Below are 14367 nucleotides of genomic sequence, written 5' to 3' on the forward strand. Positions count from 1 at the left end.
GCGCGGCGATATAGGGAGGTCGGGTGCGAAAAGCGAGTCTTGGCTGGCTAACGCCCCGCGCACCCCAAGGCGGCCGCATCAATCGCGCTCGCCGCCCCGCGTGTCGCATAGGCATCGACGATGGTGCGACCGTCGCGCGCCATGCTGGTGATGCTCAACGACTGCGATGAACGGATGGCGGCGATGATAGCCATGTCGGTCTGCCGGTCCTTCGCCCAGCCGCTATTGCCTTTGGCTATCAGACGGAAACGGCGTCCTCCTGCACTCAATGTAATGCCGCTATTCGTCGAACGCTCGCGTGAAAGGTGGACATAGACCTGATGGCCCAGCCCGCGCTTCGGCCAGAATCCGACCGATACATAGCCGCCGTCACCACTAGATTCATCGGGTGCGCCAATGGCGTAGCAGCGCGGTGCTTCGGCATCGCGGAATGCGGCCCAGCTTTGCCATGTACCCAGACGCTCCTTGGCAAGGGCAGGGGTGGCGACCAGCGCTAAGACTAGGAGAAATAGGCGTTTCAAGCGCGCTCCAGTTGCCCTTCGCCCAATGTGACGATTTGCTCGACACCATCCTGTATCATGACCATGCTACCCTGCGGTAGGCTGTCGGCGATTGGAACATCACATAGCGGGTGTGGTTCGATATTGAGCAACAGACCTCGCAAAACCCGTGCCGACATGCCGTGCATCAGCACGATGGCATCACCAGGTTCGGCAGTCGCATCGGTAATCCAGTTCGTCAGGCGGTAGGCAATATCGTCATACCATTCGCCATTCGGCGGCTTCACCGTGAACAGGCCGAAATTATGATCGACGAAGGGGCCGATTTCGGCGTGGATATCGGCATAGGTCCGTTCCGACCAGTCGCCGACGTCAATTTCCTGCAGCCGATCATCGGCCTTGGTCTGATGCCAGTCAGCGCCAACATGTTCGGCCACAATCGCAAGCGTCTGCAATGCCCGACCAGCGGTCGAAGACCACAAAATCGGCGTCGGCTTCCCTTCAAACCAGGGCGCCAATGCCCTGCCCATTGCGTCGGCCTGTAAAAATCCCGCGCGGGTTAAAGGGGTGTGCACCGCATGCTGCCCCTGCATCCGCGCAACCGCGTTGAACACTGTTTCGCCATGCCGCGCGATGAACAGTCTTTTTCCGTTTGTGCTCAAAATACTAACCCCTTTTGCTTCATCCGCCTTCTTCCACAGATTAATCGGCGCTGTAAAGCCAATCGGCTTGCCCTAAAAGGCAGAGTTGTTAAGGAAGATTCGCCGAAATTGGGGGTTTTGACCCTTTGGCAAATTGGGAAGACTTACCGTTTCCGTGTGGGGGCGGCCAAAGGGGATAGACCGGACGATGAAAGCGACCATTGAGCGCGCGACACTGCTTAAGAGCCTTGGCCATGTGCAGTCGGTGGTGGAACGGCGCAACACCATCCCCATTCTCTCGAATGTGCTGATTGAGGCGAGCGAAAATGGCGCGATCCGCCTAACCGCGACCGACCTTGACCTGCAGATCGTTGAAACCATTGCAGGTGATGTCGAAATCCCCGGCGCAACCACGGTTTCGGCGCACACTTTGTTCGAAATCGCACGCAAGATGCCCGACGGCAGCCAGGTGCAACTGAACGCTGCCGATGGCCGTATGGCGGTGAATGCAGGCCGTGCCCGCTTCAGCCTCGCCACGCTTCCGCGCGACGATTTCCCGATGATTGCCGAAGGTGAACTGCCGACCAGCTTCGAACTGCCCGCACCGTCGCTAATCCAGATTATCGACAAGACGCGCTTTGCAATCTCGACCGAAGAAACGCGCTATTATCTCAATGGCATTTTTCTGCACGTGACCGACGATGGCGATCCAATGCTGAAGGCGGCTGCCACCGATGGTCACCGCCTCGCGCGTGTTACCTTGCCGCGTCCGGCGGGGGCGGAAGGCATGCCCGATGTTATCGTGCCGCGCAAATGCGTCGCCGAACTGCGCAAGCTGCTCGACGAAAGCGGCAGTAATGCGATCCAGATCGACCTGTCGGCATCAAAAATCCGCTTTACCTTCGACAGCGCGGTGCTGACCTCGAAACTGATCGACGGGACCTTCCCCGATTACAGCCGCGTCATTCCGACCGGTAACGACAAGTTGCTGAAGATCGATCCCAAGAGCTTTTCCGAAGGCGTTGATCGCGTTGCGACCATCGCCACCGAAAAGACCCGTGCGGTCAAAATGGCGCTCGACAAGGACAAGATCACCCTGTCGGTGACTTCACCCGAAAACGGCACGGCAGCGGAAGAGGTTCCGGGCAGCTATTCGGACGACAGCTTCGAAATCGGCTTCAATGCCCGCTATCTCCTCGACATTTTGGGCGAGATTGAAGGCGACACCGTTGAGCTGCACTTGGCCGACGCAAGCGCACCGACACTGATCCGCGAAAATGACAAATCGCCAGCGCTTTACGTGCTGATGCCGATGCGCGTTTAATCAACCGCAAAGTCAAATAAAAAGGGCGGCCCGAGAGCCGCCCTTTTCTTTGTCTGCTTTTCGAAGTGCGTCAGAATTTCTGACGCGCGGTGATGCCAAAGGTGCGTGGCTGGCCGACATTATAGCCAAGACGCGCCCGTCCGCCGCGTTCACGGTCAAATGACAGCAGCGCATTTTCGTCGAACAGGTTGTTGACATAAGCGACCAGCGACAGACCGCCATCAAAATCAACGCCTGCACTCAGATTGACCAACTCATAGCTAGGCAGTCGCAGGTTGACCGTTGTCGCGGAACCCGCTGGCTGTCCGCCAAAGGGAAGGCCATGGGTAAAGGTCCGCGGGTTGTTTTCCTGATCCGCTGGTTGCGTAAAGCGGTTGCCGACATGCTGGAACGATGCCGAGACATAGGCGTCTGCACCATCGCTGATCGGCCATTCATAGCTGGCGGCTGCCGACAGCTGGAATTTAGGCACCGACGGCAGGCGATTGCCTTCCCGAATGCCGGTTGCCGGGGCAAGTGCGCCGGGAAGCGTGGTATCGAATTCGGCTTCAATCAGACTGCCTGAGAGCGACAGGTCAAACCCTTCGGCAGGCTCCAGACCAAGCTCGAACTCGACCCCCGCGCTATGTGCCTTGTCGACGTTGAAGACGATGCGCGATGAGCAGCTACCGGCATCAAGCGTAACCTGCAGGTTCTTGATGTCGTTGTAGAATGCGCCTGCGTTAAAGGTGAAGCCATCGCCTTGGGTCTTGATGCCCAGTTCATAGTTCCACAGCGTTTCGTCATCATAATTCTGGAAACCACCGAACAGGGCGAGATCCTGTGCGTTGCAGAGCGGCGTGTTGAGCGGATCGTTGACGCCGCCAAGGCGGAAGCCCTTCGACGCCTGAGCGTTGATTGTCACGTCTTCGCTGACATCGTAGCTGAGCAAAAGCCGCGGAGTGAATCCGTCCGATTTGGTCCTGTCGACCACACCATTGTCACCATTGGCAAACAGGCCGCCCGTGGTGATTGTGCGCTCTTCCTTGAAATCATAATAGCGCCCGCCTGCGGTCACGTTGAGGGCATCAGTCAGATCGTAGGAAACTTCGCCGAAAATCGCGAACTGCTTGATGTCATAAGGCAGATCGGAGTTGAACGGCGAATTGGCCGGGAAGCCATTGGCGACCGCAGCCGAGGTTCCCGCGCCCAGCGTTGCATCGGTGAACGCGTCATAGCCCGGCGTCGGAAGGCGCTGGGTGTAGGCGCGGTCGATTTTCGAATAGAAACCGCCGAACACCCATTGCAGCGGACCGTCGCTGTTTGAAGACAGGCGAAGTTCTTGCGTGAATGTTTGCAGGTCGGTGGTATCGCGAAGGTTCGACGGCAACACGACAGCTGCATCGGGATAGCCAAGGTCAACTGAAACCGAACCGGTCAGCGCGCTTGCATCGCGGCTCACCAGGATGCTGCGGTCAATGTAGGAAGTGACCGAGGTCAAATCCACACCGCCCAAGCCGATCTTGATCGTCGCATCGGCAATCAATGTCTCGTCTTCAAAACCTTCGCGAAGCAACAGATATTGCTCCCGCTCGTCAAAAGTGACGGTCGGCCGGGTTGTGGTAAAGCGGTTGGCGAAGAGGCTGTAGATTTCCTGCCGGTTGAAGCCGTCGGCCTTTACCTTCTGGTAAACCACTCGCGGCGTTATGCTGACGCTGTCTGAAGGTTCAAAGGTCAACGCCAGACGGCCGCCATAGCGTTCGCCGCTGTTGACATCTTCGCCACCTGCCGGGCCAATGGCATTGATGAAGCCGCCATAGCGGGTGAAGTAGCCGACTGCCCGGAGCGCGGCATTGTCGCCAAGCGGAACGTTGACGGCACCTTTCAAATGGCCGCCAATATCATCGCCATCGACAAGGTTCAGATTACCTTCGACCATGCCTTCAGTGGTTCCGATGCGGGGCTGGTTGGTGATGTAGCGGATAGTGCCGCCGACCGAACCCGAGCCGAACAATGTGCCTTGCGGTCCGCGCAGGGTTTCAACACGATTGAGGTCGAACAGGTCAAGGTCAGGCGTAAACAGCGACAACGAGACCACTGATTCATCAAGATAGACGCCGACTTGCTCTTTCACGCCGGGTTGGTCGCGCACGACTTGCCCTGCAGACACGCCGCGAACCGAAACCTGGCTTTGGCCGGGCCCGAGATTCTGGACAGCGAGGCCAGCGACATTGCGCGACAGGTCTTCAAGCGTGACCGCGCCCGAGCGCTGGATGTCCGCTGCGGTCTGGGCGTTGATCGAAAAAGGAATGTCCTGCAGGTTGGCGTCACGCTTGGTCGCGGTGACGATGATGACATTGTCATCCGCTTCTTCCTCGGCATCCTGCGCCATGGCACCCTGCGCAATCAGGACGGCAAGCGAGGTTCCGGCGACAAGTTGAATGAAATGGCGAGCCGTGGTGCGGCTTTTCAAGTTTTTCATGTCCTACTCCCGAATATATCCGCGGTTATCTAGGTCCGCAGTGGTCCTTTTATAGTCGGGATAAGACGGTTCGCGGCACCCCCAATCGTGTTGTCCTGCAAATATCCTGCGACTTGTAACATTTATGCCACAAAAAATGCCCGGACCGTTTCCGATCCGGGCTTGGAAGTTGGACGTTCGCGGGAGGAACATCGGGAGGCGGCGGGATTTAGGAGAGGGAGGAAGAAACCCCGCCGCCAAGCTGTGAAATTTGGTGGAAAGCGTCGCCTACCCAGCAACGCCCTCCATAAACTTAGTAATTATAGGCGCGTTCGCCATGTTCGGAGAGGTCAAGCCCTTCACGTTCGGCTTCTTCGCTCGGGCGCAGACCCAGAGTGAATTTGAGGCCGTAGAAGAGAACCGCCGAGACGATACCGGTCCAGACGACCGTGATACCGACAGCCTTGATCTGGGTGATCACTTGGGCTGCCATGTCGTACGTACCCGGTACGGCGGGGAACACGGTGTAGTCGAAAAAGCCCTGGCCACCGAGCGCCGGGTCGGCAACGATACCGGTGCCGATTGCGCCAACGATGCCGCCAATGCCGTGCACGCCGAATACGTCGAGCGTGTCGTCATATTTCAGCTTGTTCTTCACGATTGCCACGAAGAGGTAGCAGACCGCCGAAGCCGCAAAGCCGAGCAGAATCGAGGTCATGGGCGCCGCGAACCCGCTGGCTGGTGTGATGGCGACAAGGCCAGCAACTGCGCCAGTGACTGCGCCCAGCAGCGAAGGTTTGCCATGGTGGAACTGTTCGATGATGCACCAGGCGACAGCAGCTGCAGCGGTGGCGACGAAAGTGTTGATGAAGGCAAGAGCGGCAAGGCCATTGGCTTCAAGGTTGGAACCAGCGTTGAAGCCGAACCAGCCCACCCACAGCAGCGAGGCGCCGATCATGGTCATGGTCAGGCTGTGCGGCGGCGTGGCTTCCTTGCCATAGCCGAGGCGCTTGCCGACGATGAGACAGCCGACGAGACCAGCGATACCGGCATTGATGTGGACAACGGTGCCGCCTGCGAAATCCAGTGCTCCCATGCCCCACAGGTAACCGAAATCGGTCGGTGCGTCGGGCAGGAAGTCCGGGCCAGCCCAGTACCACACCATGTGTGCGATAGGGAAATAGGCAAAAGTCAGCCACAATACCGTGAAGATGATCAGCGGTGTGAACTTGATGCGTTCCGCAAAGGCACCGACGATCAGCGCCGGCGTGATGCAGGCAAAGGTCATCTGGAATACGACAAAGGCATATTCCGGAATGTAAACATTGTTGCTGAAGGTTGCGGCGAAAGTTGTTGCATCGACGCCGGCGAGGAATGCCTTGGAGAATCCGCCAATGAATGGCCCGCCGCTGGTAAAGGCAAGGCTATAGCCATAGCTGACCCAGACGAGCGCTGCGACCGAAACGATCATGAACACCTGCATCAGCAGGCTCAGCATGTTCTTGGTGCGAACGAGGCCGCCATAAAAAAGCGCCAGTGCCGGGATCGACATCAGCAGCACCAGTGCAGAGCTGATCAGCATCCAGGTGGTGTCGCCCTTGTCGACCATGCCCGCCATCTGTTCGACGGTGGGGGCCTTGATCGGGCCTTCTGCAACCGCAGCCGTTGCAGCGGCGGCACTCTCTGCAACCGCTTCGGCTGCCTCCTGCGCGAAAGCGGGCAATGCGGCAAAAACTGCCGCCCCCGTCGCGCCAATCCATTTCATGTGTTTAAGCATGTGCTTTCTTCCCTGGTTAGTCCGAATGTTTTGGTTAGAGCGCGGCGTCGCCGGCTTCGCCGGTGCGGATGCGCGTGGCTGCGACAAGCTCGATCTCGAAGATCTTGCCGTCGCCGATCGACCCGGTAGCGGCAGCAGCCTGGATGGCCTCGACCACCGCACCCGCGCTTTCGCTGGTGCAGGCGACCTCGATCTTGATCTTGGGCACCATGTTGGTGGTGTATTCCGCGCCGCGATAGACTTCGGTCTGGCCTTTCTGGCGGCCAAAGCCTTTTACTTCGGTCACGGTCATGCCCGATACGCCCAGCCCGGCGAGTGCTTCACGCACCTCGTCCAGTTTGTGCGGCTTGATGATGGCAATGATATATTTCATGCACGCCCCCTTTTGTGGTTGTGCAATGCACAATGCAAAGGGTGTGCCAGAATCCGAAAGCCTTGGATTCCGAGGGTTACAGACTCCGGCTTTAGATAAACTGCCTAAAAAATAATCAGTGAAAAACTGCTGTACAAAAATTAGGCATGCTTGAGTGTCGCCCAAAGGGGCAGGTGATCCGATGCCCGTTTCGACAAGTCTGAAATATGCGCCCCGCTATTTTCAACCATGATGTCATGGCTGACAATGATACGGTCGAGCCGTGCTACAGGGCGGGTGCTATGGAAACTGGGTGGCGTTTTGACCAAGCGGTGGTGGTGGAATGCAAACTCGCTTAGTGCCCCCCGATCCGACCATTGGTTGAAATCGCCCATCAATACGGTAGGAATGTGATGCGCTGCGCCGTCCAGCCGGGCCAGCAGCGCGCGGATTTGCCGCCGCCGCCAGAGCCCCGACAGGTCGAGATGCGTACCGATAACGCGCAGCGGAGCGCCGTTCAGCAGCAGTTCGGCAAGTACGGCACCGCGCGGCTCGAGTGTCGGCAGCGGTACGATCTCGCTATGCCTGACCTCGATGCCCCGTTTCACCAGCAGGGCATTGCCATGCCAACCTATGCTTTGCGGGCGGCCGCCAATTTCGACCGGCCGATATGTCCCCTGCTCGAGCAATAGATGATAGGGAATAGCGCTCATCCGGTTGCCAAAGCGCCGGTCTGCTTCCTGCAGAGCAATGATATCAGCGTCGATTTCGCTCAGTACTTCAAGGATGCGTTCGGGGTTGCGCCGCCGATCAGTGCCGACGCATTTGCGGATATTGTAAGTTGCGACCTTAATGGGCGGCACGGTCAGTCAGCAGGCCCGAAATAACGGTCGGTCGGCCGGGTCGCTATTCCATCGATGCTTTTGGTCCTGCCTTGCGCTTTCGCAATCCAGGCGTTCGCTTCCATTCCGGCATGCGCTTTCTTCAGTGTTTCGCGCTCGCGATCAAAGGCCATGAAAGGTACGCCCCAGCCGCAACTGGTCTGCACATTGTCGACATCAGCAAGGATGATCTGCCGTGTTCCGGGGAGGATTTCGAAATGGCTGGCGAGTTCATCCCATTCGGCGTCTTGCGGCAAAACCGGCCTTCCGCGTCCGTAGATCCGCAGAATAAGGGCCGGCTGTTCGAAATTGCAGAACATGAAGGTGATGCGGCCGTCGACGGACAGATGCGCGTGAGTTTCATTTCCCGAGCCGCCGAGGTCGAGATAGCCGACTTGGCCGGGCGACAGGACGCGAAAGCTGTCATAGCCTTTGGGTGACAGGTTGATCCGACCGTCCGAAGCAGCGGTTGCCACAAAGAAGACCGGCTGCTTGCCAATCATCTCGACATGCTTGTTGTTCAGTGCATCAAAAAACTCGGCCATGCGCCTGATGTGCCAAAGCGCATGGCCGCCGTCCAGAACTAATGACGGGAGTCAAATTCCGTCAGCACTCGGTCCCCGGAATGGGAATTCCAAGCGGACCCTTGCACGGCTTTTTCTTTTTCGGCGCAGGTGCCGTACCGCCATCACCCATTCCACCCATGCCGCTGTTGCCCATACCTGTCATGAAGCTGGCAAAGGCACGAAAGCGGGCTTTCGCTGTCCACTCGATATTCCACACCGCTTTCGGATCGGTTGGCTTGGGCGGGAAGGCGAAGTTTTCCTCAGGGCCAAAGGCATTCATGCTGCCAAACATCATGCCGCCTGCAGCCGCCTTGGCTTCGGCCGGGATCTGGCAACTGGTCTGCGATGGCGGCATCACATTTTTGGCGGCGATCTGGCGTTGCACTTCGGCAGGCGAAAGCCAGCCCATGCCTTCGCCGAAATCGCGATTATTGGCCGATGTCCACATCACCATGTCGCCGCCTTGGCCCGCGCGTTCCATACCGCCCATTGCCCAGGCGACATAGCCCGTCGCAGTCGGCACGCTGTTCCAGTTGAGCAAGATCGGAGCGCCAGAGTCGTTCGTATTCACATTCAGCGAGGCCATATAATCATTGACCAGCGCGAACTTGATTTCGGGTGTGAAGGCACTGGCAATCCGATGCTCGCCGCGCAGCGAAGAGCCTGATTTGGGTTGCTTGCCGCTCTTGCCGTTGGGCCACCAGGCGGCGTTCGCATCGCGCGCTTTGGCTTGTGCCTCATAGCGCTGCATCTGTTGCGGCATGTTGGCGGGCATTTTTGCGGTCGGCATTTTGGCGAAGTCGATGATGAATGGTTGACCCTTGGGTGCATTGGCGTGGCAGCCCCAGAACATCAGGATGCGGCCCTTAGGCTTTTCCATCGTCTGATTGGGATCATAATCGCGGTCTGGCTTTGACGTCCCCGGCGCATCGCCCAGCAGCGGAACCGATTTGCCCATCTTCGCTTGCGGCTGGAAAAAATGGTCACCCTTTTCCGGCTGCACCGGCGACGGCGTGGCCGAAGTCAGTCGCAATTCGAGCATATAATTGTCTCCGCCCCCACCGAGCAGGCTGCCAAGGCCGCCGCCCATCATCGCCCCCATGCCCATTCCCGACATGGTCTGTACGTCCATGGCATAGGTTGCTTTGGGACCGGTCGTTTTCTGGGCAGAGCCGGGAACGACCGCCAGTGCGGTGGCAAGGGTGGCAATCGATGCAAATCGGTAAATGGTGCGCACGGCAAAACTCCTGCTGTTCGACGATTCTGCGTCTGGAACCTGTGCGACCCGATTCTATGAGCGAAGGTTATATGCCTGCATTGATGCAGCGCAAGCGATTAGCGGTAATAGAGCCAGCAATTACCAGTTGTTACCTGCGGCGACAGCCTCCGCCTCTCCGGGGCGATCTGTCCGGCCAAGCGCCCTGTTGCGGTGCGGAAAGCGCCCGAAGCGTTCGATCATCGCTTGATGGTCTTGCGCATATTTCAACAGGTCCTGATCTCCGAGCTGACTGATCAGGCGGACGGACTCGCGCTGGTCGTCCGGATTTTCGCTATGTTCGAAAGGCAGATAAAGGAAAAGCCGTTCGTCTTTCGAAAGGCTGGCGTCGAATGCGCCCGCAATGGCTGCCTTGGCAATCGCCAGCGCAAGATGATCGGTCGCAAATGCTTCGGCGTTTCCGCGATAGGCATTGCGCGGAACTTGGTCGAACAGGATTACTGCGGCAAGCGCGGTTTGCGGGTGGGTCAGGAAACTCTCGGTCGGCTGCTCGCGCACAGCCTCACGCCATTCCGCAAAGCCTTGGGTGACGGCAGCATCAAACGCCACACCGCCCTTGAACCAATCGGCAAAGCCATGTTCGACGAACCAGAAATGAAGAAGCTGTTCCGCCCAGTCTGTGGGCGGTGCAACTACCTCCGCTTCATCGTCGTCTATCACCCGGCCGTGCCGCCAACGGTCAATGCGCTGACCAAAGTGGTTGGCTGGCCAACACCGGCAGGCACGCTCTGTCCGCCCTTACCGCACACGCCGATACCTTCGTCGAGCGCCATGTCGTTGCCGATACCAATAATTTTGGTGAGCGAAGTCGGTCCGTCGCCTATCAGGGTCGCGCCCTTGATCGGGTCGCCCAGCTTGCCGTTCTTGACGCGATAGGCTTCGGTGCAACTGAAAACAAACTTGCCCGAAACGATATCGACCTGTCCGCCGCCAAAGCTCTTGGCAAAGATTCCGTCTTTGACGCGGCTCAGCAGTTCGGCAGGGTCGTCATTGCCCCCGCGCATAAAAGTATTGGTCATGCGCGGCATTGGGGCATGGGCATAGCTTTGACGGCGGCCATTGCCGGTGGGCGCAACGCCCATCAGCCGGGCGTTCAACCGGTCCTGCATATAGCCTTTCAATATGCCGTCTTCGATCAGGATGTTTTCCTGCGTCGGCGTGCCTTCATCGTCGATCGACAGCGAGCCGCGACGATCCGCCATGCTGCCATCGTCGACGACGGTCACGCCGGGAGCGGCAACACGCTGACCGATCTTGCCAGAGAAAGCGCTAGTTCCCTTGCGGTTGAAATCGCCTTCTAGGCCGTGGCCCACTGCTTCGTGCAGCAGCACGCCGGGCCAGCCGGGGCCGAGCAGCACGGTCATTTCGCCCGCAGGGGCATCGACCGAGCGGAGGTTGGTCAGTGATTGTGCCAGCGCCTCGTCGATCGCATGGTTCCATGCGGCTTCATCGAAAAGGTCATCATAGAGCTTGCGGCCGCCAAAGCCGTAGGTGCCGGTTTCGCGGCGGCCATTTTCTTCGGTGACAATAGAGACATTCAGACGCACCAGCGGACGAATGTCGGTCGCGACAAAACCATCGGCGCGGACGATTTCAATCACCGACCAGCTGCTTGCCAGCGAAACCGAAACCTGCGCGACGCGGGGGTCGCGTGCGCGGGCGGCGGCATCAATCTGCTGGCACAGGGCAACCTTCTTGGCAAAGGGCACCAGATCGAGCGGGTTGCCATCGGTGTAGAGATGGCGGTTGTTCTTACGCGGTGGAGGAGCAGCTTGTCCTTTGGCCGGGTCGAGCAGTTGCAGCGTCTCCGCTGCGCGGCGGATTGCGCCTTCGCTTAAGTCGTTGGCGTGGCTGAAACCAGTCATTTCGCCTGAAACACCGCGTAGACCAAAGCCCGAAGCAGTCGAATAATCGGCCATCTTCAGCCGACCGTCGTCGAATCCGAAACTCTCGCTGGCGCTATATTGCAGATAGAGTTCGCCATCGTCGCAGGCCGTCAACGCTTCACGCGTGACACGCAATGCGCCGTCGGGGTCCAAAAGGCCGGGTTGGTAGAGGAAGCTGCGCGGGTCTGAAATGCTCATGCCACCGATATAAGGACTGTGGCACGGAACGGAAGGGGCTTCAGCCCTTGTTTGGCGTCCCATTATCGGCAGGTCCGCCGACAAGCACATAGCGGCGATCGCAATAGCCACATTCGACCATGCCGCTTTCGTCGATTTCCAGCCACACGCGTGGATGGCCAAGCGCGGCAGGAACGCCATCGCCACTACCGTCGCAAGCGATGCGGTGCGTGCGGACAAGGATGGTTTCGGGTGCGTCTGTCATGTCGTCGCCGTTAGCAAAGCACCTGCGCAGCCGCAACGGGACTTTTCACTGATAGTTGAGCGTGATCGTCCAGATGCCGCTATAGGTCCCGGGCGCCTGATTGGCGTTGACCTCCAAAGTTGCCCCGACCGGGAAGCGGAAAGCGCCGGTCGCCGCAGCTATGCGGAAAACCTGGGGGTTGGTCGAAAGCACCGCGGTCGGCGTACTGCCAATGGTAAAGGTTCGCGCGCGCATCCGGACACCGGGGCCCGTCAGGAAAATCGTGTTGCTACCGAGCGATACCTGAACGCGCTGGTTGAAGCTGCCCATGCCGGCAAATTCTGCCGCCTGATGGTCGCTGCCGAACAATGTCACCCCGCCAGTGCGTGTGCGCGTGCCATTGGGGGCGACGGTGACCGTTCCTGCCGTATTGCTGGCAAAGATTTTACCGAAGTGCAGCTCTTCGGTCTGGATGAAACTAAGCGGGGTTACGACGCCGACCTGAGTCTGGACCTGCTCGGTGGCATTCTGGGCAAAAGCGGGTGAAGCCATGCAGGAAAGCCAGCATGCTACCAAGGCAAGCGGGGCATGGGGGAGCAGACGGAACGCACTCATGCCAAAGCCATAGCCGAAAGGTTATAACCATATGGTAAACAGCGGCTTATCGGAAAGGGCACGTTGGGCATATGGTCGCTTACGCTTATTGGTAGTCGAGGGTGAGGAACCAGGTTCCGGTGTAGGTGCCGGGCTGCTGGTTGGCATTTACGGTCAGCGTTGCGCCAACAGAGAGCGCAAAGGCGCCATTGCTGGTCTGCTGGACCTGATAGTTGCGCGTGATGGTAGATAACGGTGTGCCGGGATTGGTATTGGCGCGAAACAAACTAGCGACCATTGGCGTTCCAGGACCAGTCAGCAAAACCGTGTTCGACGCAACCCGCATCCGGACGGGTCGGTTAGGTTGGGTCGGCTTCATTCCTGCAAATTCAGCGGGATGGTGGCTGTTCCCGATCAGTGTCACGCCGCCGGTTGCGGTGCGGGTGCCATTGGGCGCAACGGTTACCGTGCCCGGAAGCAGGCTTGACGAAATGACGCCGAAGTAAAGATCCCGAACTTTGTAGAAACTTCCCGGCGCGACGACGGCGACTTGCGAGTCCATCGCTTCGGTTTCGGCGCGTGCGGGCATCGATACCGCAGCCAATACAGCCGCAGCCAGCGCGAATCGCGCGCATGTATTCCGGATTTTTGCCCCACGCATTGGGGTGCAATGGCAGGGCAGGGTGCAAGATTGCGTTAGCACTTATGGTTAATTGTCCTTAACCCTTTGATGCAAAGCCTTGCGTTGCGCGAGTGTCAGGCCTCCGCTATCGATTAACGCCTATGAATGAAGCAGCCATCTCGATCCGCGACCTTTCCAAACGTTATGCCACCGGCAAACAGGCGCTCGACGGCGTCAGTTTTGATGTTGAACGCGGTTCAATATTCGGCCTTCTGGGGCCAAATGGGGCAGGAAAATCAACAATTATCAATATTTTGGCTGGAATGGTGCAGAAGACCTCGGGTCATGCGAGCATCTGGGGCTTCGATATCGACGTCAACCCGCGCAATGCCAAGGCGTCGATCGGTATTGTGCCGCAAGAGATCATGTTCGATCCCTTTTTCACGCCCTTTGAAACGCTGGAACTGTTTGCCGGGCTGTACGGCGTGCCAAAGGATAAGCGCCATTCGATGGAACTGCTCAAGGCTGTTCGGCTGGAAGACAAGGCCGATGCCTACGCGCGCACGCTGTCTGGAGGGATGAAGCGGCGGCTGCTGGTGGCCAAGGCGATGGTGCATTCGCCGCCGGTGATCGTGCTTGATGAGCCTACCGCAGGCGTCGATATCGAATTGCGCCAACAGCTCTGGGAGTATGTGGTTGCACTCAACAAGCAGGGCACCACGGTTGTACTAACCACCCACTATCTCGAAGAAGCCGAGCAATTGTGCGACCGCATTGCGATCATCAATCATGGCAAGCTGATCGCAAACAAACCCACCAAGGAGCTGGTCGGAATGGCACGCGAAAAGGCGGTGGTGCTGACGCTTGACCGCGACGTCAGCGAAGCCCCCAAGCATGAAGCCTTTGAAAAGGCCGAGTTGGTCGCCGATCGGACGGTCGAGATCACCTATAACAAGGATCGGATGAATGCGGGTGAAGTATTGGCCGCGGTGCAGGGTCTCGGTTTCGGTATTATCGACGTGACCACCAAGGAAGCCGACCTCGAAGACGTGTTCCTCAGCCTGACCAGCGGCAGTGCAGAGTAATC

The 14367-nt window shown here is 58.5% G+C and carries 15 protein-coding genes; 2 read left to right on the forward strand and 13 right to left on the reverse strand.

The features are described from left to right. Positions 1 to 47: 47 nt before the first annotated feature. Positions 48 to 521: a hypothetical protein gene (locus tag DXH95_RS13440; protein WP_115550016.1), complete on the reverse strand. Its 474-nt coding sequence runs from the start codon at positions 519 to 521 to the stop codon at positions 48 to 50. Beyond that, positions 518 to 1162, reverse strand: a complete 645-nt coding sequence (locus tag DXH95_RS13445; RefSeq protein WP_338061711.1) for a histidine phosphatase family protein — start codon at positions 1160 to 1162, stop codon at positions 518 to 520. The genes DXH95_RS13440 and DXH95_RS13445 overlap by 4 nt, the downstream gene beginning before the upstream one ends. 187 nt (positions 1163 to 1349) lie before the next feature. Between DXH95_RS13445 and dnaN the strand changes: the two genes are divergently transcribed. Next, positions 1350 to 2465 (forward strand): DNA polymerase III subunit beta, encoded by a 1116-nt coding sequence (gene dnaN, locus DXH95_RS13450; protein WP_115550018.1) that lies wholly within the window; start codon positions 1350 to 1352, stop codon positions 2463 to 2465. Positions 2466 to 2535: 70 nt separating this feature from the next. Here dnaN and DXH95_RS13455 read toward each other — a convergent pair whose 3' ends face one another. The 11 genes from DXH95_RS13455 to DXH95_RS13505 form a co-directional block, all read right to left on the reverse strand. Continuing rightward, complete coding sequence (locus tag DXH95_RS13455) at positions 2536 to 4926, reverse strand: TonB-dependent receptor (RefSeq protein WP_115550019.1); 2391 nt, start codon at positions 4924 to 4926, stop codon at positions 2536 to 2538. Positions 4927 to 5218: 292 nt separating this feature from the next. Next, on the reverse strand, positions 5219 to 6682 hold the full coding sequence (locus DXH95_RS13460; protein WP_115550020.1) for an ammonium transporter: 1464 nt from the start codon (positions 6680 to 6682) through the stop codon (positions 5219 to 5221). Between the two features lie 34 nt (positions 6683 to 6716). Beyond that, positions 6717 to 7055, reverse strand: a complete 339-nt coding sequence (locus DXH95_RS13465; protein ID WP_115550021.1) for a P-II family nitrogen regulator — start codon at positions 7053 to 7055, stop codon at positions 6717 to 6719. Positions 7056 to 7195: 140 nt separating this feature from the next. Next, complete coding sequence (locus tag DXH95_RS13470; protein WP_338061712.1) at positions 7196 to 7897, reverse strand: endonuclease/exonuclease/phosphatase family protein; 702 nt, start codon at positions 7895 to 7897, stop codon at positions 7196 to 7198. Positions 7898 to 7899: 2 nt separating this feature from the next. Further along, positions 7900 to 8460 carry a pyridoxamine 5'-phosphate oxidase family protein gene (locus tag DXH95_RS13475; protein ID WP_115550023.1) on the reverse strand — a complete coding sequence of 187 codons (561 nt, stop codon included), beginning with the start codon at positions 8458 to 8460 and terminating at the stop codon, positions 7900 to 7902. Between the two features lie 61 nt (positions 8461 to 8521). Beyond that, positions 8522 to 9718: a hypothetical protein gene (locus tag DXH95_RS13480; RefSeq protein ID WP_115550024.1), complete on the reverse strand. Its 1197-nt coding sequence runs from the start codon at positions 9716 to 9718 to the stop codon at positions 8522 to 8524. A gap of 120 nt (positions 9719 to 9838) precedes the next feature. Next, entirely contained in the window at positions 9839 to 10417 is a 579-nt protein-coding gene (locus tag DXH95_RS13485; RefSeq protein WP_115550025.1) for a DUF924 family protein, read from the reverse strand. Then, on the reverse strand, positions 10414 to 11841 hold the full coding sequence (gene tldD, locus DXH95_RS13490) for a metalloprotease TldD (RefSeq protein WP_115550026.1): 1428 nt from the start codon (positions 11839 to 11841) through the stop codon (positions 10414 to 10416). Before tldD ends, DXH95_RS13485 begins: the two co-directional genes overlap by 4 nt. A 40-nt stretch (positions 11842 to 11881) precedes the next feature. Further along, the gene (locus DXH95_RS13495) at positions 11882 to 12085 is read right to left on the reverse strand and encodes a zinc-finger domain-containing protein (protein ID WP_115550027.1); all 204 of its coding nucleotides are present in this window, start codon (positions 12083 to 12085) and stop codon (positions 11882 to 11884) included. Between the two features lie 45 nt (positions 12086 to 12130). Next, on the reverse strand, positions 12131 to 12616 hold the full coding sequence (locus DXH95_RS13500; protein WP_239016655.1) for a DUF4402 domain-containing protein: 486 nt from the start codon (positions 12614 to 12616) through the stop codon (positions 12131 to 12133). A gap of 148 nt (positions 12617 to 12764) precedes the next feature. Next, positions 12765 to 13319, reverse strand: a complete 555-nt coding sequence (locus tag DXH95_RS13505; protein ID WP_115550029.1) for a DUF4402 domain-containing protein — start codon at positions 13317 to 13319, stop codon at positions 12765 to 12767. A 122-nt stretch (positions 13320 to 13441) separates the two neighbouring features. Between DXH95_RS13505 and DXH95_RS13510 the strand changes: the two genes are divergently transcribed. Next, the gene (locus DXH95_RS13510; protein WP_115550030.1) at positions 13442 to 14365 is read left to right on the forward strand and encodes an ABC transporter ATP-binding protein; all 924 of its coding nucleotides are present in this window, start codon (positions 13442 to 13444) and stop codon (positions 14363 to 14365) included. The last annotated feature ends 2 nt before the right edge of the window (positions 14366 to 14367 follow it).

Source organism: Sphingorhabdus pulchriflava (assembly GCF_003367235.1).
Lineage (GTDB): Bacteria > Pseudomonadota > Alphaproteobacteria > Sphingomonadales > Sphingomonadaceae > Sphingorhabdus_B > Sphingorhabdus_B pulchriflava.